21 protein-coding genes and 1 tRNA gene are annotated in these 17,307 nt (G+C 69.3%); 9 read left to right on the forward strand and 13 right to left on the reverse strand.

From position 1 onward, the window contains the following. Positions 1-186 precede the first annotated feature (186 nt). The gene (locus tag ACFVYA_RS16640; protein ID WP_387045822.1) at positions 187-558 is read left to right on the forward strand and encodes a hypothetical protein; all 372 of its coding nucleotides are present in this window, start codon (positions 187-189) and stop codon (positions 556-558) included. Then, a complete protein-coding gene (locus ACFVYA_RS16645; RefSeq protein ID WP_285987146.1) occupies positions 555-1,127 on the forward strand; it encodes a hypothetical protein in 573 nt (190 codons plus the stop codon). Before ACFVYA_RS16640 ends, ACFVYA_RS16645 begins: the two co-directional genes overlap by 4 nt. Here ACFVYA_RS16645 and ACFVYA_RS16650 read toward each other — a convergent pair. Then, a complete protein-coding gene (locus tag ACFVYA_RS16650) occupies positions 1,120-1,902 on the reverse strand; it encodes an SDR family oxidoreductase (protein ID WP_387045825.1) in 783 nt (260 codons plus the stop codon). The two genes, ACFVYA_RS16645 and ACFVYA_RS16650, sit on opposite strands and share 8 nt — an antisense overlap. 565 nt (positions 1,903-2,467) lie before the next feature. On the opposite strand from ACFVYA_RS16650, the gene ACFVYA_RS16655 reads away from it, so the two are divergent. After that, positions 2,468-3,136, forward strand: coding sequence for a hypothetical protein (locus tag ACFVYA_RS16655; protein WP_387045827.1), 669 nt, complete (start codon positions 2,468-2,470; stop codon positions 3,134-3,136). Positions 3,137-3,283: 147 nt separating this feature from the next. Here the strand turns inward: ACFVYA_RS16655 and ACFVYA_RS16660 are convergent, their stop codons facing one another. The 4 genes from ACFVYA_RS16660 to ACFVYA_RS16675 form a co-directional block, all read right to left on the reverse strand. After that, on the reverse strand, positions 3,284-3,637 hold the full coding sequence (locus ACFVYA_RS16660) for a transcriptional regulator (protein ID WP_387045829.1): 354 nt from the start codon (positions 3,635-3,637) through the stop codon (positions 3,284-3,286). Beyond that, a complete protein-coding gene (locus ACFVYA_RS16665; protein ID WP_387045831.1) occupies positions 3,615-4,100 on the reverse strand; it encodes a hypothetical protein in 486 nt (161 codons plus the stop codon). Before ACFVYA_RS16665 ends, ACFVYA_RS16660 begins: the two co-directional genes overlap by 23 nt. Before the next feature lie 914 nt (positions 4,101-5,014). After that, a complete protein-coding gene (locus ACFVYA_RS16670) occupies positions 5,015-6,190 on the reverse strand; it encodes a CU044_5270 family protein (protein WP_387045832.1) in 1,176 nt (391 codons plus the stop codon). Further along, positions 6,183-6,791: an RNA polymerase sigma factor gene (locus ACFVYA_RS16675; RefSeq protein WP_387045897.1), complete on the reverse strand. Its 609-nt coding sequence runs from the start codon at positions 6,789-6,791 to the stop codon at positions 6,183-6,185. The genes ACFVYA_RS16670 and ACFVYA_RS16675 overlap by 8 nt, the downstream gene beginning before the upstream one ends. A 268-nt stretch (positions 6,792-7,059) precedes the next feature. Here ACFVYA_RS16675 and ACFVYA_RS16680 point away from each other — a divergent pair, with 268 nt between their 5' ends. Then, the gene (locus tag ACFVYA_RS16680) at positions 7,060-7,464 is read left to right on the forward strand and encodes a tyrosine-type recombinase/integrase (protein WP_387045834.1); all 405 of its coding nucleotides are present in this window, start codon (positions 7,060-7,062) and stop codon (positions 7,462-7,464) included. Positions 7,465-7,541: 77 nt separating this feature from the next. On the opposite strand, the gene ACFVYA_RS16685 is transcribed toward ACFVYA_RS16680, so the two are convergent. From ACFVYA_RS16685 to ACFVYA_RS16700, 4 genes are all read right to left on the reverse strand, one after another. Then, positions 7,542-7,629 (reverse strand) — tRNA-Ser (locus ACFVYA_RS16685). A gap of 33 nt (positions 7,630-7,662) precedes the next feature. After that, positions 7,663-7,878: a CsbD family protein gene (locus ACFVYA_RS16690; protein ID WP_387045836.1), complete on the reverse strand. Its 216-nt coding sequence runs from the start codon at positions 7,876-7,878 to the stop codon at positions 7,663-7,665. A 20-nt stretch (positions 7,879-7,898) separates the two neighbouring features. Continuing rightward, positions 7,899-8,327, reverse strand: a complete 429-nt coding sequence (locus ACFVYA_RS16695; RefSeq protein WP_387045838.1) for a nucleoside deaminase — start codon at positions 8,325-8,327, stop codon at positions 7,899-7,901. Positions 8,328-8,350: 23 nt separating this feature from the next. Continuing rightward, the gene (locus ACFVYA_RS16700) at positions 8,351-8,833 is read right to left on the reverse strand and encodes a tRNA adenosine deaminase-associated protein (RefSeq protein ID WP_387045839.1); all 483 of its coding nucleotides are present in this window, start codon (positions 8,831-8,833) and stop codon (positions 8,351-8,353) included. A 77-nt stretch (positions 8,834-8,910) separates the two neighbouring features. Here ACFVYA_RS16700 and ACFVYA_RS16705 point away from each other — a divergent pair, with 77 nt between their 5' ends. Further along, positions 8,911-10,140 carry a M20 family metallopeptidase gene (locus tag ACFVYA_RS16705; protein ID WP_387045841.1) on the forward strand — a complete coding sequence of 410 codons (1,230 nt, stop codon included), beginning with the start codon at positions 8,911-8,913 and terminating at the stop codon, positions 10,138-10,140. Here the strand turns inward: ACFVYA_RS16705 and ACFVYA_RS16710 are convergent. Then, positions 10,137-12,086, reverse strand: coding sequence for a phosphocholine-specific phospholipase C (locus ACFVYA_RS16710; protein WP_387045844.1), 1,950 nt, complete (start codon positions 12,084-12,086; stop codon positions 10,137-10,139). The genes ACFVYA_RS16705 and ACFVYA_RS16710 overlap by 4 nt on opposite strands. A 69-nt stretch (positions 12,087-12,155) precedes the next feature. On the opposite strand from ACFVYA_RS16710, the gene ACFVYA_RS16715 reads away from it, so the two are divergent. From ACFVYA_RS16715 to thrS, 4 genes are all read left to right on the forward strand, one after another. Then, complete coding sequence (locus tag ACFVYA_RS16715) at positions 12,156-12,533, forward strand: VOC family protein (RefSeq protein ID WP_285987155.1); 378 nt, start codon at positions 12,156-12,158, stop codon at positions 12,531-12,533. A gap of 25 nt (positions 12,534-12,558) precedes the next feature. Beyond that, entirely contained in the window at positions 12,559-13,026 is a 468-nt protein-coding gene (locus ACFVYA_RS16720; RefSeq protein WP_387045846.1) for a heme-degrading domain-containing protein, read from the forward strand. A 16-nt stretch (positions 13,027-13,042) separates the two neighbouring features. After that, a complete protein-coding gene (locus tag ACFVYA_RS16725) occupies positions 13,043-13,198 on the forward strand; it encodes a hypothetical protein (protein ID WP_387045847.1) in 156 nt (51 codons plus the stop codon). A gap of 141 nt (positions 13,199-13,339) precedes the next feature. After that, complete coding sequence (gene thrS, locus ACFVYA_RS16730) at positions 13,340-14,533, forward strand: threonine--tRNA ligase (RefSeq protein ID WP_387045899.1); 1,194 nt, start codon at positions 13,340-13,342, stop codon at positions 14,531-14,533. A gap of 106 nt (positions 14,534-14,639) precedes the next feature. Here the strand turns inward: thrS and ACFVYA_RS16735 are convergent, their stop codons facing one another. The 3 genes from ACFVYA_RS16735 to ACFVYA_RS16745 form a co-directional block, all read right to left on the reverse strand. Continuing rightward, entirely contained in the window at positions 14,640-15,473 is an 834-nt protein-coding gene (locus tag ACFVYA_RS16735; RefSeq protein WP_387045848.1) for a MerR family transcriptional regulator, read from the reverse strand. A gap of 105 nt (positions 15,474-15,578) precedes the next feature. After that, positions 15,579-16,406, reverse strand: coding sequence for an ABC transporter permease (locus ACFVYA_RS16740; RefSeq protein WP_013230679.1), 828 nt, complete (start codon positions 16,404-16,406; stop codon positions 15,579-15,581). Beyond that, positions 16,403-17,296, reverse strand: a complete 894-nt coding sequence (locus ACFVYA_RS16745; protein ID WP_103338128.1) for an ABC transporter permease — start codon at positions 17,294-17,296, stop codon at positions 16,403-16,405. The genes ACFVYA_RS16740 and ACFVYA_RS16745 overlap by 4 nt, the downstream gene beginning before the upstream one ends. Positions 17,297-17,307: the final 11 nt, after the last annotated feature.

A 17,307-nucleotide genomic window follows, 5' to 3' on the forward strand; every position in this document is an offset into this window, starting at 1 on the left:
CCGGATCGGCGTAGTTTCCGAGGTGGCGGGCATGTGTTCATGGTCGCTTTCTTCCCGACGCGCGGTCAAGACGTCCACTTGGTGGAACACTGTTCAACGCCGCAGGTCACCGCGGTGCAGGCGGCTCGGGAGCATGAGGCAAGATCTTCCACGATCGGGTGAGCGCCCTTGATGACGGAGGTCCCCATGCCGGAAGGCAGAGGCTCGCGGATCGGTGACCACCCGGGGCTTCGCCCCGGGGCCGGCGGCTTTGCGACCCGGAACCCCCCGCAGAAGCCGGACCGGCTGCGTGCCGCCGCCGACCTGCTCGACCAGGCCGCGGCCGCCGACGACAAGGCAGCGGGGAGGTTCGCCGAAGCCCGCGTCGATTCGACGCCGTTCGGCATCTCGCCGCAGGCCCGTGAACTGGCGGCGCGCTGGGCGACGGCCCTGGCGGCACGTGAGGCGGACGCGCGTGTCCTCGGCGACGCGACGTCGGACCTGGCGGGCCGGCTGCGCATGGCCGCAGTGAGCAACCGGCGCACCGGGTTCCGGGGGCGGTCAGCGGTGGCACCGTGACCGCTGAGGTCTTCGAACACCCGGCCCTGGCGTCGGCGGCGTCGCAGCTGTCCGCGTTGCGCGCGGCGGCCGGCCGGCTCGGCGTCGCGGACCCGGTGGCGGCGCTGCGGCACCTCGACTGCGCACCGGCCTCGATCCGCACGTCCGCCTCGGCGCTCGACACCGGCGCGCTCGGGGTGACCTCGGCGCAGGCGGAGTTCCGCGCCGGCATCGAGCACGCCGAAAACGGGGGCAGCACCGAGACTTTCGGCACGTGGGCGGACACAGTGGACGGTCAGTACGCGGCGGCCGCGCGGGCAGCCGCTTCGACGGCGGCACTGGGCGTCCGCATCGCCGACCGGCTGGACGAGCTGGCGGTGGCCGCGTCCGCGGAGGTGTGCGCGCTCGCTTCCGCCGCAACGGCCTCGGTGTCGGCGGTGCTGGCCGGCGACCGCTCGGCCGAGGTGGTGAGCGAGGTCAGCACCACGTGCACGGCGGTGGTCCGGGCCGTGCAGGAGAAGATCGCGGCGCTGACCGCGCTGGCGGCCGAGCTGGAGCCGTTGACGGCCCCGGTCGTCGAACTCAGCTGAAGTGCTCGCGGGCCCACTCGGCGAAGGGCCGCGCGGGATGCCCGGTGACGCGGGCGACGTCCAGCGAGACGGGTTCCGGGTCGTCGACGAGTGACGCCCAGTGGTTCACCGCGCTCGCCGCGAATTCCGCACCCAGGTGGGAACTCAGCTGTGTTATCGCCTCTTCGGGCGGCTGTTCTTCCCACGTGACGGGCTTTCCGAGCGCTTCGCCGATGAGCCGGACCTGTTCGGCCTGCGCGACGGCTTCCGGGCCGGTGACGAGGTAGATCTGCTTCGCGTGGTCGTCGGTGAGGGCCTTGACGGCCATGTCGGCGACGTCGCGTTCGTGGACGACTGACCGTCTCGCCTGCCCGTAAGCCGCCCGCACCACGCCGGTGCCGGCCTGCTGCGCCCAGGCGAGCGCGTTGGTGGCGAGCCCGGTGACGCGAAGGAAGGTCCAGTCATCGGTGACCTTCCCGACGGCGGCTTCGACGTCGCCCCACACGCCCCCGTCTTCGGCGGACATGGCGGAGAGGTAGACGATTTTCTTGCCCCTGAACGGCTCCACGGCCTTCTCGATGCCCTCGGCGGAGAAGAAGGGCCAGAGGAGGTAAACGGCATCGACACCTTCGGCGGCTTTGGCCGGATCGGCGATGTCGCCCTGGACGACGTCGACGCCTTCCGGGGCGTTGGCCGGGTCCCGGACGAGGACCCTGGTGTCGACGCCCGCGGCCTTGAGGCCGGCGACGACGTGCCGTCCGGTGTGGCCGGTGGCCCCGGTGACGAGAACGTTCATGGTGTGCTCCTGGTGATCAGCTGGTGCCGACCACGGTCACACTTCAAGAGCCCTTCAAGTCAAGGGGACGCTCAACTCGGCCCCTCACGAAGGCAACCTGTTCGAGTGATCAAATCGACTTCCGTGCGGAATCATGAATAGATCTCGCTTTCTGATGCCACGGTTGACCTACCGAGCCGATGCGAACTTGATCGCCCCGGCCGCGACGGTCGGCGAATTTCGGAGCCGGCACAGAGTTCGCGAAGGGTTGACCTAGATTTAGCGTTGTGATCCGCGTCACCTTTTTGGCAGATGGCCGCTTTGCTTCGTTGACCATCCCGATTAAGGTTATTTGCGCGGGGAGGGCTTTAGGGGGCAGATTGCGGGTGACATCTTTATGTTCGCGTCAAGCACGACGTGAAGGGTACTTTCTGCGCGCCGAATTCCTGATCTGCATTTCGGCGATCATTCATGTTGCTTCATTGCGAAAGGGTAATCGACTATGCGTAATAATCAGCTTGTGCGCGCAGCTTCGACCATTGCCGTGACGACCGCAGCGGTTCTGGTCTGTCTTCAGGGTGGTGCCGTGGCCAACGCTCAGACTGCTCCCGCCGATGCGGCCTCGGCCACATCGACAGCCAAGCCTGAGCAACTTCTGAAGGTCGTAGGCAATGCGCGGCAGGTCCTCAAGGACTACTCGCCCGCGTCCGACAGTGCAAAGAGTGGTGCGCTGACACTGGTCAAGGACCGGATTGCCGGCAATCAGCTGCTGACGCACCTGCCGACCGGTGCACGTTTGGCGGCTGGCGAAGCGAAGGCTCTTGTCGGGCCGCAGGGTACGACGTTGACGATCCCCATCGAAGGTGCGGGTTTGGTTGTCCCGAGTGCCCTGGTGGCGCAGATTGGCAATGACGACGTGTTTCACGCCAGCGAAATGCAGTTCGCCGAAACGGGGCCGACCTCTGGTGTGGTCACGACATGGCTGGACGGCGCCCTCGGTCAGCATGTCGCCGTTACCAGCAGCGGCTCGGTGACCACGGCGACCACCCCGGTGTCGGCGGCGACTCCCACCGGCGCGATGCAGCCGATGAGCCGGTGGGACGACTTCGTGCAGTGCCTCGACGACGCTGGCGTGCCGGCCTGGGTGTCGGCTGCGATCAGCGCGGTGTGCGGAATTGCCGGCATTGCGGTTGCATGCGCCGTCGGAGTTGCAGTCTGGTACGCAAACGCTATTCTCACGTGCTATGGTGCGTGATTGCGCAGCAGGGCCGATAGGCGACAACCGTCTTCGATAATTTAGGCCTCACTGGGATCATTTTCCAATTGAAGGTGCGAGTGTTCTGCACTCCCTGATAGGCGAGGAGCTGCAGAACACTCGCGCCTCTTGGTAGGCGCAGCCAGTTCACGCCTCCCCCTCCATTGATTCATCAAATGAATGTTCAGCTGATGCGCCAACGAGTTGCTGAAGCGAACGAACGTGTCCGTGATAGCGCGTTCGACCCAGTGGGGTCAGACGGAACCAGGTACGCGGACGCCTCGCCACGGCACCTTTGAGTACCTCGATGTAGCCAGCAACCTCAAGAGCCCGGGAGTGCTTGGACAGCGACGAGTCGCTCAATCCGGTCGCCGTGGCAACGGTTTTGAAATCTACCCACTGCGGACCCGCAGCAAGGGTTGCGCAGATAGATAGCCTGGGCAACGGGTGAATAATGGAATCCAGCTTAGCCGCGACGTCAGTCATCGCCGACTGTTCCATCCGTGATATTTTGACGAATTTCAGAATTGATCAGATACATCAAAGCGGCGATCAAACCGCCCGATGTGACCGCTGCAGCCAACGCCAGCCACAGCGCCGCACCCCAGGTATGGTCGAGGAGAAACAGTCCGATCTCGATGGCGATGCTGGCGAGGCCCAGGGTCAAGAATAAGGGAGTGCGCCGCTTCAACCCCGGATAGGTGGGCAACCCCGGGCCCTGGTTCAGAGCGGACCGGGAGTGCCACATGACCGTAAGGGCGACGAGACCGATGCCGGCAATGATGCCGTACGGCAACACGGGCACTTCCAGTCGCTGGTAGTCCCGCTCCGGGAACGGGCTCACAAGCAGCGTTGCCCAGCATGCAGCCACCAGTATCGGGTGCCACCACGGCAGCCTGACCCGTGCTGCCATCGCCTGACGCTGACGCGCCACCTGATCCAATGCCCGCTCAGGCTCCGTCACCTGTACCTCCCAGTTCGCAACAACTTTCCAGATAGACAGTAGATTCCAACTGGAAGATGCGCCAGGCCTTGCCGTGGTCCTGGCGTCGAGGGTGGACGCCGCCGTGTTCATGCAGGACCGCCGCGCACAGACATCCACAGGCCGCAGACCGAACCAGATGACGGTTCGCCTGGGCACCTCTTCGGGCGGCTGACCAGCGAGTTTGCGCCACAGCTCCCGCCCCCGTCGCATCCTTGGGTTGGGCCCCGCCGGGGCACGGGTATCGCTCGGTGACGGCGGCCGGTGGTCGGCGACCGAGCAGGTTCACCCCTCTGCCAGAACCGGCTTCGCCATGCGCAAGGTAGAAGGTCGGGCCGCCATCCAAGCGAGGTCAGCCTCGCCGATCTTCGTCAGCACCGACGCCGCGGCCTGGTAACTCAAGGCCGGCAACCCGTGTGCACGCAGGCGGTCGTCCCCGTCGCACTGGCGCGCCGCCAGCAGTGCGGGTGCCGCTGCCCGCGGTGATGGGCTGGTCCAACGCGGCCGTGGCCAAGCGGTACATGCACGTCAACACCGAGCTGGTGACGTCGTGGCGGAGCAGGTCGGTGCGCACATGTGGGCCGATCCGGACGATGAAGACGAGGTTCGGCGCCCCGGGTTTGAGGTAGTCCTCGTCCGGTGTGTCCTCGGGCGCTGCGCTCGGCGCCACGTCCGGCTCACCGGGCGTCCCGCAAGCGATGTTCGAACGAGGACGCCAAGCACGTTCATCCGTACACGACTGAGCCAACAACTCAGTACGCCGACAACTGCGACAGCTTTGACTGTTTAATCGGAGGTGCGGGCTCGCAGATGCCGGTTCGCAACCGAGCGGAAAGTGGGCTCGGCACCCGCCCCGAGCGAGTGCCGAGCCCACTCTGGCCGGCCTCCTGGGCCGGTCAGTTTCCCGCTGGAACGGTCCCCGCCTGGTCGGTGATGGCGGTGCGGACCGAACTGTAGGAGGTCACGGTGTCGGCTTTGATGCCTTCGATCCCCGCGTCGCCTCCTGGCGTGAACTGGGTCGTCCGTTCCCCGATGAACTCGCCGGTGTCGCAATCGACGATGATCTCGTAGAGATAGGTACCGTCCGGGGGTGTGACACCCAGGGCGACGCCCTTGCGGCCGTCGAGGTTCGCCACCTGCGCGGTGATCTTCAGCCCGGGGATCTTGGCCACCGCGCGGTACACCGCTTCCTTGAGATCGGCGGGTACGACACCGGTCTTCAGCAGAGTGGCCGCGACTGCCAGCACACCTCCGCCGCGGGGCTTGTTCGCCAGATAGGGATCTTTGAGCATGAGGTCGTAGAGCTGTTGCGGGTCGCGGGGCAAGTCGGCCAACTGCTGTTTGGTGGGTGCGCTCCATTTGCCGGCGCCCCGGCCGGCGAAGATCAACGCTTTCTCGGGGAACTGGCCACCCCGCGCGCGCCACTCACCGGACTGACGGATTTCGTTTTTGTTCTGGCCCTCGGTGGTGGGGGTTTGCTCGTTGCCCACCAGCCACTGCTTGTTCCCCGTCTGCCTGATCTTGAGCAGCCATTCACTGTCGAAGTCGCTCGGCTGCCAGGTCTGCCTCAGTTCTTCGGCGAGGAAAGCGAACTGGCGCTCTTTGCTGGCGACCAGGTACCAGCCGCGGGTCTCGGTGTACCGGAATTTCCCTGCGGGAATGGGCGCCTCGCCCGTGACATGGATCATGTCGGCCGCTTTGTCCAGGGCCTGCTGCACCGACGCGAATTTCACCGCCGGCACCGACGACGTCGACTGGGCCGAGGGGTCACCGTGGTCTCCGCCGGTGATCGCCACGGTGGTGCCGACGGCAACGACCACTACCGCGGCGGCGGCCGCGCTGAGCCACCAGCGCCGTCCGGCGGGGAGCCCTGGCTTTCGTGTCGGCTCGGTCACTGGGTCGGTGTCGGCCACCAGGGTGTCCCTTCCTTCGAGTGAGCGCACTGCGTTCAACAGTGTGTTTCGTGCCTCGGCCAGGGGCTGCCGGTTGGCGAGTTCGCCGGGGAGCATCAAGATCAGCCCTTCGTCCAGCTCTTCGTCGGTCCACAAGCGGTGGACGTTGTCCTCAGTCATCGGCCTGTACTCCTTCCTCGTCGCGCGCGGAGCTGGATGCCGCGGACGCCTTCAGCAAGCGCCGGATCCGGTGCAAGCGGGAGCGCACGGTGCCGGCGGGAACACCGAGCGCCTCGCCGATCTCGGTCGGCGCCAGTTCCGCCCAACTGGTCAGCAGCAGCACGTCCAGATCGTTCGGCGAGAGTTTCGCCAACGCCCCGGCCAGGTGCTGCACGCGGGTCTGCGCGTCGATCCGTTCGGCTACCCGATCGGCATGCCCGTGCACAACCCGCCTGCTGTGCTCGTGCGCGGCCAGGCGCAACTGCCTGCGTTGGGCAGCGACCTCGTTGCGGACCTCCGTGCGCAGTAGGTTCGTGGCGATACCGAACAGCCAGGACCGGGCGCTTCCTCGCTCAGCGTCGTAGCGGTCGCGCTGCTGCAATGCGATCAGGAACGTCTCGCTGAGCAGGTCACCGGCAATGTCGACACCGATCCTCCCGACCAGATAGCGGTGTAGGACCGCAGCGTGCTCGTCGAACAGACGCCGGAAAGTCTCCTCGAGATCACCGCGGCGCAGGTCAGGCCGATCATCACCGCTTGCCGGAGTTGATTGCCGCGTCATAGTCACAGCAAGTATTGGGTTTGCGCGGCGGAAGCGTTCACGCGGGCGGCGCCGTCGGTGCTGGACGAGCACTTCGACCAGCACACGATCAGCACCGTGGAACGAGCGAAACGGCGTCGGCACGGACTCGCCAACTACCGGCTCATCCGGTACTCAAACACTCCGCGCGCCACATTGGCGCCCAACGTCAAACTGAAGAATCATGGCAAGCACCCTATATTTGTCGCCTTCTTGCCATACGACTTTCAGTATCAGGTCTGGCGCAAGATTGGCGAAGGCGCACCGCGTCCAGCAGGCGGAGGAGCGCGAGGCGGCGGCGGACCTGTGGGAGGGAGGGGAGTGGGTGTTCGCCACGCCGATCGGCCGGCCGACGCACCCGACGCCGGACAACCGGGCGTGGAAGGCGTTGCTGCGCTTGGCAGGCGTGCGCAACGCGCGGCTCCACGACGCGCGGCACACGGCTGCCACGGTGCTGCTTGAGCTCAAGGTGCCGCTGCCCGCGGTGATGGAGCTGATGGGCTGGTCCCACGCGGCCGTGGCGAAGCGGTACATGCACGTCAACACCGAGCTGGTGACGTCGGTGGCGGAGCAGGTGGGCGCCCACATGTGGGCCGATCCGGACGACGAAGACGAGGACGACGACGGCCCGGAGGGCGCTCTCGTGCCTGCCTGAGCGGGGGTCAACTGAGACCCTCAGCGAAAACGCCGGACCTCCCACGAAGGGAGTCCCGGCGTTTTCGCTGTTGCGAGCGGTGGCGGTGGGATTTGAACCCACGGACGGGGATTAGCCGTCACACGATTTCGAGTCGTGCTCCTTCGGCCGCTCGGACACGCCACCGCGAAGAACAATACCCGAGGCCCGAGGGCCTGCTCACCTGGGGTCGACCGGCCGCTCTCCGCGCAGCCTGACCTGCGCCTCGCGCGCTACGCGGCGGGCTCGGCGGCCGACGTCCGACGCCGTTGAACGCAGCTGGGCCGTGCGCCGCTGGGCCCGGCCCGACGCCTTCAGACGGCGGTTGCCGGTCACTTCGCCGGCCTTCTCGCGAGCGCTGCCCACTGCCTGCTGGATCCGGTGCTTCATCGTCATATCGGTGGAGTACCCAAATCTCAGCGGCGCATCGTGAAGTACGTCTCCAGGAGCCCGGCGCACTCGTCCACCAGGACGCCGCCGTGCACTTCAGGCCGGTGGTTGAGACGCCGGTCACGCACGACGTCCCACAGCGACCCCACCGCGCCCGTCTTGGGCTCCCACGCCCCGAACACCAGCCGAGCGATGCGGGCCAGCACCAGCGCGCCCGCGCACATCGTGCACGGCTCCAGCGTCACCGCCAGGGTGCAGCCCTCCAGGCGCCAGCCGTCGCCGACCACGGCCGCCGCCGCGCGCAGCGCCAGGATCTCCGCGTGCGCCGTGGGGTCGCCCAGCTCGATGCGCGCGTTGCGGGCCGCGGCCAGCGGGATGCCGTCGGGGCCGAACACGACCGCCCCGATCGGCACGTCCGCGCCGGGGGCCCGCGCCGCTTCCAGCGCGGCCTCCACGGCCTCGGTGTCGGACGGGCGTCTCAGAGCTCGTCCAGGAGCTTGGCGAACTCGCTGCCGAACCCGCAGCGCTGGGCGACCATCTGCAGCTGCTCGTCCGGGTAGAGGTCGACCTCGCCGACGATGACCTCCAGCTCCGGCCCGGGCAGCCCGAGATCGGTCAGGATCTCCAGGTCGCCCTCGGGCCAGACGGAGTCGTCCTCCTCGTCCGGCGGATCGACGCGCAGGACGTCGAGGACGTCCGCCGCGATGTCGTAGTCCAGCGCCGCCGCCGCGTCCGAGAGCAGCAACGACGGCCCCCGCGGGCTCGGCCGGACGATCACGAAGAACTCGTCGTCGACCGCCAGCAGCCCGAAGCTCGCGCCGGTGGAACGTAGTTTGCCCAGTTCAGTGATCGCTGCGTCCAGCTCGGTCAACGCCCCAGGGTCGAGCGCACTGCACCGCCACCGACCCTCTTCCCGGACCACAGCCACCGCGAAGCCCGTGACCGGCTCTTCCACCGCCATGCGCACACCGTATTCCGCCGGTCGATCCGGCGCACGCACGGTGCGCCCGAAGCGCCGGATGCGGCACTATCGGGACCATGACCGGCCCCACTGACCTGCCCACCTTGCCCGGCACGCCGTTCGCCGGGCTCCTCGACGACGCGCGGGCGCTGCAGGACCGCACGATCGCCCTCCGCCGGGCCGTGCACCGCCACCCGGAACAGGGCCTCCACCTGCCGCGCACCCAGGCGGCGATCCGGGAGGCCCTCGACGGCCTGCCGCTCGAGATCACCGAAGGCAAGGCCACGACGTCGCTGACAGCCGTCCTGCGCGGTGCGCGGCCCGGTCCGGCGGTGCTGCTGCGCGGCGACATGGACGCGCTGCCGCTCACCGAGGAGACCGGCCTCGACTTCGCGTCGGAGGACCCGGAGTCGATGCACGCGTGCGGGCACGACACGCACGTCGCGATGCTGGCGTCGGCGGCGCGGCTGCTCGCGGAGCGCCGGGACCAGCTGGCCGGGTCGGTCGTGTTCATGTTCCAGCCGGGTGAGGAGGGTCACCACGGCGCCCGGTTCATGATCCACGAGGGCGTGCTCGACGCGGCCGGCACGCGGGTCGAGCGCGCGTTCGGCGTGCACATCCTCGCCAACGCGCCCAGCGGACTCCTGCAGCTGCGGCCCGGCCCGCTGATGGCGTCGGCGGACTCGTTCCACGTGCGCGTCACGGGCAAGGGCGGCCACGGCTCCGCGCCGCAGCACACGATCGACCCGGTGCCGGCCGCCGCGGCCATGGTCGGGGCGCTGCACACGATGATCACGCGCCGGGTCAGCGTGTTCGACCCCGCGGTGCTCTCGGTGACCCGGCTCCAGGCCGGCACGACGACGAACATCATCCCCGAGACCGCCGAGCTCGAAGGCACGATCCGCACGCTGTCCGAGCAGACGCGCGCGCTCGTCCGCGCCGAGCTGCCCAAGGTGTGCGAGCAGGTCGGCGCGGCTTACGGCTGCCGCGTGGTCGCCGACGTCGAACCGGGCTACCCGGTGACGGTGAACGACGACCGGATCGCCGCCGAGGTCCTGGAGCTCGGCGCGGCCGTGCTGGGTCCGGGCAACGTCGAGCTGCTCGCCGACCCGCTGATGGGCGCCGAGGACTTTTCCTACGTCCTGCAACGCGTCCCCGGCGCGTACGCGTTCCTCGGCGCGTGCCCGCCCGGCGTCGACCCCGCGGAAGCGGCGGCGAACCACTCCAACCGCGTGCTCTTCGACGAGGACGCGATGCCCCACGGCGTCGCGATGCTCGCCGCCTTCGCGCTCGACGCCCTCCGCTAAGGCCCGGTCCGCGACGGGCGGCCGTCCTCCAGGTGACCGGCGAACCGGCGGCGCCACCCCGGCGTCTCGAACGTGACGTCGTACCAGCCGTTGCTCGCCGGCACCGGGAAGTCGTGCGCGCCGCCCGGCGGAAGGGTGACGTCGTTCAGCGTGACCGGTGCCGGTCCGCTGTTGGTCACCGTGACCCGCAGTGCGGGCGTGGCGGCGAACGTGACCGCCGCCTCGAGGCCCAGGCCACCCGAAGCCTCGACGACGAAGCCGTTCGGGCCGTGGATGGCGACGTCGTACGTCCCGCCGTGCGCGATTTCGCCCGCCATCGAGGCGCCGGGCCCGACGTCGAAGCGTTGCGACGTCCCGCCCGCGTGGTAGGCGTACGCGGCCAGCTGCAGGGTCTGCGTCCCGTGGTTGGCCAGGTGCAACCGAAGGACGCCGGCCTCGGCCGTGACCCACGCGACCGGCTGGTAGGGCAGCGGGCGCGCCTTCGCCGTGCCGGGGTCCTGCACCAGCGCGCCCGGCCCCAGCCCGGGCTTCGGCAGCCGGGCCTGCGTCCGGTCGGCTTCGGCGCGCAACGCGTTCGCGTCGGGCAGCAGCGGGATGGTCGTGTCGGGCGCGCGGAAGTCGAAACAGCTGGTCAGGTCGCCGCAGATGGCCCGGCGCCAGGCCGAGATGTTCGGCTCGCGCACGCCGGTCCACGTCTCCAGGAAGCGCAGCACCGACGTGTGGTCGAAGACTTGCGAGTTCACCCAGCCGCCGCGGCTCCACGGCGAAACGACGGTCATCGGCACGCGCGGGCCCAGCCCGATCGGGACGGGCGGCCCGGACGGCTCGCCCTTCTCCGGCCGGTTGCCCGGCAGGTACTCGCCCGGCGTGCCGGGCGGCGGCGTCGGCGGGACGACGTGGTCGAAGAAGCCGTCGTTTTCGTCGTAGTTGACGAAGACGACGGTCGATTCCCACAGCTCCGGCTTGTCCCACAGCGCTTTCAGCATGCGCTGGAGGTACGCGGCGCCGTCGACGGGCCGGGCCGCCGGGTGCTCGCAGTAGCCGTACGGGGCGACGACCCACGAGACCGCGGGCAGCGTGCCGGCCGCGCAGTCGGCGATGAACTCGGCCAGCACGTGGTCGAGGTCCTTGCCCTTCCCCGAGTCGGGCACGAGCTGCTTGCGCAGGTTCCCGCGCTCGGCCAGCCGGCGTTTCGCCGGGTCCATCGAGTACAGCGCGTCGTGGAAGTTCTGGAACAGCCAGAGCGGGTTGTCGCCGTAGTCGCCGACGAAGTGCTCGGGGACGCCGCGTTCCTCGTCGTTCGCGTAGATCCGCCAGGAGATCCCCGCGGCCTCGAGCCGTTCGGGGTAGGTCGTCCAGCGGAAGGACGGTTCGTAGTCCGGCGCGTTGTGCGTCGCGGGGCCGCCGGCGAGGCCGTCCGGGTCGATCGTGCCGGTCCAGTGGTACAGCCGGTTCGGGTGCGTCGGGCCCTGGATCGAGCAGAAGTAGTTGTCGCAGAGGGTGAACGCGCTCGCCAGCGCGTGCTGGAACGGAATGTCGTCGCGCGTGAAGTACCCCATCGTCATCGGGCTCTTCGCCGCTGTCCAGCGGTCGTACGCGCCGCCGTTCCACGCGCGGTGCGTGCTGTTCCAGTCGTGCGGCAGCTCGCCGAGGTCCTGGCCGTCCACAACGGACGTGTCGATGTGGAACGGCAGTACCGGGCCGCCTCGGTCGCCGCGCTGGCGGAAGACGTCGCGCAGGGCCGCGCGATCGCCGAAGCCGCGTACCCCAGCCATGGTGCCGTAGTAGTGGTCGAACGACCGGTTCTCCTGCATCAGCACGACGACGTGGCGGACGTCGTCGATCTTGCCCGTCCGCGGCACGGGGGCGCAGGCCACCGGCAGCGTGCCGGCGACGGTGGCCGCGGCCGCACCGCCGAGCACCGTGCGACGCCGGATCCGCCCCATGCCCACCTCCTCGTCCCCCGGCCGCTGCCCGGCCGGAGGGGTACGTTCGCCACCGAGAGAGGTGGAGCCATGCTCAACTCAGCGGATCTGGTCGCCTTCGCACCGTCGACCGACCTCGAGCGCTCGCGCGCCTTCTACACGGATGTCGCCGGGCTCGAGTTCATCGAGCAGACCCCCTTCGCGTGTGTGTTCCGCAGCGGCGCGACCATGCTGCGCGTCACCGCCGTCGCCGAGTTCACGCCACAGCCGTTCACGGTGCTCGGCTGGGCGGTCGCCGACATCCGGGCGGCGGTGGCCGAGCTGCGGGGCCGTGGCGTGGAGTTCCTCACCTTCGACACGCTGCCACAGGACACCGACAAAATCTGGACCACGCCGGGCGGCCGGATCGCCTGGTTCCGCGATCCGGACGGCAACGTGCTGTCCCTGACCGAGTTCACTGGTAATTAAACAACACTGTTGATTTAATACCTCCATGACCGAAGCCGACCGCCTCGCCCAGCTCGCCGAGCAGGAGGAACGCCTCCAGTTCACGAAGTTCGACAACGAGACCGCCCTCGCCCTCGGCCAGCAGCTGCTGACGGCCGCCCGGGACCGCGGGCTGCCGGTGACGATCTCGATCCGGCGCAACGGCCAGCGGCTCTTCCACGCCGCGCTGCCCGGGACGTCGGCCGACAACGACGCCTGGATCGACCGCAAGAGCCGCGTCGTCGACCGCTACGGGCACAGCTCCTTCTTCATCGGGACGCAGTTCCGGGCGAAGGGCGGCTCGTTCGAGGAGCACTCCCGCCTCGACCTGGACCTCTACGCGGCCCACGGCGGCGTGTTCCCCGTGCTGGTGCGCGGGGTCGGGCCGGTCGGCACGGTCGGCGTGTCCGGGCTCCCGCAGGCCGACGACCACGCGTTCGTCGTCGAGCAGCTGGAGCTGTTCCTGACCCCCTGAACTTCTTCCGGCCGGGTTGTCGAATCGGCACCGCCGGCTCTTCCCGGACGGCGTCGTTCCGAAGGCGTTCGAGCACGTCGAGACCCGGCACACCGCCACCGGCGTGAACGTGCTCGTGCTGCGGCCCGCCGGGAAACCGCAGTTCGACACCTTCCGGCTTCCGGCGGAGTAAACGGCTTGCCGGCCGTTGCTACCGTCGATCCCATGAAGCGCGCTGCACGGACGACGACGCCGGAGAGTGTCCCGGCGCGCTGAACGACGTTTCCAGCCCGGGGCGGATGCCCCGGGCTTCGTCTTGTGGTCTTCCGCCTCGCTGTCCACGAGGGAGTCCACGATGCCCGACCACCGCAAGCTCGGCCGCGAACTCGGCCTGTTCGGCACCGATCCGCTGATCGGCGCCGGCCTGCCCTACTGGCTGCCCGACGGCGCGATTGTCCGCTACAGCCTGGAGGAGTACGTCCACGCCCTCGAACGGCGCGCGGGCTACCAGCACGTCCATTCACCGGTGCTGGGCAAACGCGAGCTGTACGAGATCTCCGGGCACTGGTCGCTCTACCGCGACGAGATGTACCCGCCGATGGACGTCGGCGGCGAGCAGCTCGTGCTGCGGCCGAGCCTGTGCCCGCACCACGCGCTGATCTACCGCTCGCGCGGCCGCAGCTACCGCGAGCTGCCACTGCGGATGGCCGAAATCGGCGGGATGTACCGCAGTGAACTGTCCGGCGCGCTCGGCGGGCTGAGCCGGGTGCGCGCGATCCAGCTCAACGACGCGCACGTCTTCTGCACCCTCGACCAGGTCGAAGCCGAGGCCGCCGCCGCGCTGGCCCTGATCCGGCGGGCTTACGACGCCCTCGGCATCAGCCCGGCGCGCTACCGCCTTTCCCTGCCCGGTCCCGGCGGGAAGTACGTGCCCGGGAACTGGGACGACGCCGTGGAAATCCTGCGCTCGGTCCTCGACGGCCTCCCGTACGACGCGGTCGAGGGCGAAGCGGCGTTCTACGGGCCGAAGATCGACGTCCAGATCGCCGACGGCGCCGGCCGCGAATCGACCCTGTCCACCGTCCAGGTCGATTTCCACCAGCCCGCGCGGTTCGGCCTCGAGTACGTCGGCGCGGACGGGGTGAAGCACCGGCCGGTCATGGTGCACCGGAGCATCATCGGCAGCGTCGAGCGCGCGGTGGCCCAGCTGATCGAGGTCCACGGCGGCGCGTTCCCGGCCTGGCTGGCGCCCGTGCAGCTCCGGCTGCTGCCGGTGTCCGCCGCCGAGCTGCCGTACGCGCGGGAGGTCCTGGACCGGTGCGGCGACGTGCGGGCGGAGATCGCGGCGGAAGGCAGCCTCGGCGCGCGGATCCGGGACGGGCGGCTGGTGCCGTACCAGGCCGTGATCGGCCCGCGGGAGGCCGCCGCGGGGCAGCTTTCCGTGCGGTTGCGTGACGGGAGCCGGTCCGACGCGGCGCCCGCGGAGGAGGTGCTGGCGCGGATCGGCGCGGAGGTCAAGAGGCCGTAGCGGCGATCAGCTCCCGCGGGGGGAGGTACCGGCGCTAATCGCGGCGGAGGCCGGGAAGCCGTTGCGCGACGGACGTCGCAGCCGCCGCGGAGCTGCCGGAGCGGGGTCAGGAAGCCACCGCCGCGGTCAGCCAGTCCAGCGTCGGCGTCAGGCTCTCCGGCGCGGCCCAGCCGTTGATCACCGCGAGCAGCTCCAGGTACCGCTCGCGGCGGGGATCGTGGACGACACCGAGCCACTTCCGCAGCTCGGTGCGGTCGCGGCCGAGGCCGTCGACGATCACCGCCGCCTGCGGGGAGCCCGGGTCGACTCCGGCCGCCAGCGCCGGCGTGACGGCGGCGCGCACCTCGGCGGCCAGGTCGCGGCGCAGGCCGCCCTCGTGCTGGTCCGCGAGCCGGCGGATGGCGGCGCGGAAGTCCGCGTCCCGGGCCAGCCCGGCCAGTTCGATCCAGGCGTCGAGCTGGCCGGGGCTCGGGTTGCCGGGGAGTTCCGGAGTCAGCGTCCGGGCGATCCCGGCGAGTTCGGGACGGTCGCCCAGCGCTTCGGCGAGGAAGTCGCTGACGCACTCCATCTCGGACAGTCGAGCCAGTTCGTGCACGATTCTCGTCTCCTCGGTGGTCGAGCCGCGAGCGGCGACGGCCGTCCACACCGCCTGCCGCAGGCGCAGCACGCGGATCTCCGCTTCCAGGGCCTTCGCGTGCCTCGCCGCTACGTCGGCGACGGTCGTTTCGCCATCGACGATCCGGCGGATCACGGCGAGGCCGAGCCCGAGGTCGCGGAGGGTGCGGACGAGGTCGAGCCGAGCGAGCGCGGCGTCGTCGTACCGGCGGTGACCTGCGGTGTTGCGGCCGGACGGCGGCACGAGGCCGTGGTCGGAGTAGTAGCGGACGGCCTTGATCGTCAGCCCGGTCCGGCGGGCCAGGTCGCCGATCGAATAACGCATGCCCGTCAGCCTGGCACCTCCCCTCGGGGGAGGCGCAACAGCGGGATTCGCCCGATCGTGTCGATCAGGTGTTCGACTTTTGGCGGTAGAATCGGACGCACGACATCAGGTTTCCTCGCGGATCCGGGTCACCAGCTGGGTCGGGTTCACGAACCGCAACGCGACGAGGAGGAGCACGAGCATGGAAGCGGTGTAGATGGTCGCCATGGCGTCGACGGACTGGTTGGCGCGGATGCCCGCGGCGAACACGGAGTTGTAGAGGGCCACCACGAGGGTCGTCGAGTCCGGGCCGGCGGTGAGGAACGTCAGCTCGAACATGCCGACCGTGCGCACCAGCACCAGGATCGACGCGGCCAGGATGCCCGGCAGCAGCAGCGGGCCGAGGATGCGGGTGAACACCGAGACGGTCCGTGCACCGGACATGCGGGCCGCGGCCTCGATCTTCGGGTCGATCTGCTCGATGAACGGCGTCATCGTCAGCACGACGAACGGCACCGAGGGCACCAGGTTGGCCAGGATGACGCCGGTGATCGTGCCGGCCAGGTGGAACTTGTAGAGCACGGTGGCCAGCGGGATGCCGTAGGTGATGGGAGGGATCAGGATCGGCAGCACGAACAGCAGCATCACCAGGCGCTTGCCGGGGAACGAGCGGCGGGCCAGCGCGTAGGCGGCCGGGACGCCGACCGCCACCGACACGGCGATCACCACGAGCGCGACGATCGCCGTGGTGAGGAGGACGTCCGACAGGCCGAACTCGCGCCAGGCGTCGGCGTACCAGTGGGTGGTGAAGCCGTCCGGGAGCCAGGTGCCGAACCACTGCGTGCCGAACGAGTCGACGACCACCGAGAGCACCACGCCCGCAAGGTTGACGAAGAAGAACACGACGACGGCCCAGACGACCCAACGTCCGGGACGCGCGACCCAACCGGTCATCCCTTGCCTCCGGTCGCTCCGCGGTACAGCGTGCCGCGCCACGCCATGACCAGGCCGATCACGATCAGCATGACCACCGCCATGAGCATCGCGACGGCCGAGCCCATCGAGTAGTCGTACTCCTCGAACGCGGCGTGGTAGGCGGCGATCGAGATGACCCGGGTCTCGTTCGCGGGGTCGCCGACGAGCTGGGCCGAGGGGAACACCGAGAAGGCCATGACGAACGAAAGGCAGAAGGTGATCGCCAGGCCGGGAGCGAGCAGGGGCAGCGTGATCCGCCGGAAGCGCTGGACGCCGTTCGCGCCGAGCGTCGCGGCCGCCTTCTCCAGGGAGGGGTCGATGCCCGAGAGGTAGGAGAGCGTCAGCAGGAAGGAGAACGGGAAGCCGGTGATCACCAGCGACAGCAGCACGCCGGTGTAGTTGTGGATCAGCGGGAGCGGCTGGTCGGTGACGCCGAGGACGGTGAGCACCTTGTTCAGCCAGCCCGCCGGCCCGCCGTACATGATCAGGCCCTGCGCGGTGAGCACCGTGCCGAGCGTGATCGGCACGACCAGGATCGTCGTCAGGAGCCGTTTGCCGCGGACGCGGCCGCGCATCACGTAGGCGATCGGGATGCTGGCGAGGACGTTGATGAAGGTCGCCGGGAGGGCGATGCCGAGCGTCGTCCAGATGGTGTCGCGCAGGTACGGGTCACCGAAGAACCGCGCGTAGTTGGCGAAGACGCCGCCCTTGCGCGGCGCGAACGACAGTTGGAGGCCGTAGAGGAAGGGGTACAGGAACAGGCAGGCCGTCACCAGCAGGCCGGGCACCAGGAGCAGCAGGGTGCGGTCGATGCCGCGTTCGGCCAGGCGGTGCCGCAGCGCGGGCCGGGCGGTCGCCACGGCGGTCACGGCGCGACCTC

Source organism: Amycolatopsis sp. NPDC058278, from assembly GCF_042881395.1.
Taxonomy (GTDB): domain Bacteria; phylum Actinomycetota; class Actinomycetes; order Mycobacteriales; family Pseudonocardiaceae; genus Amycolatopsis.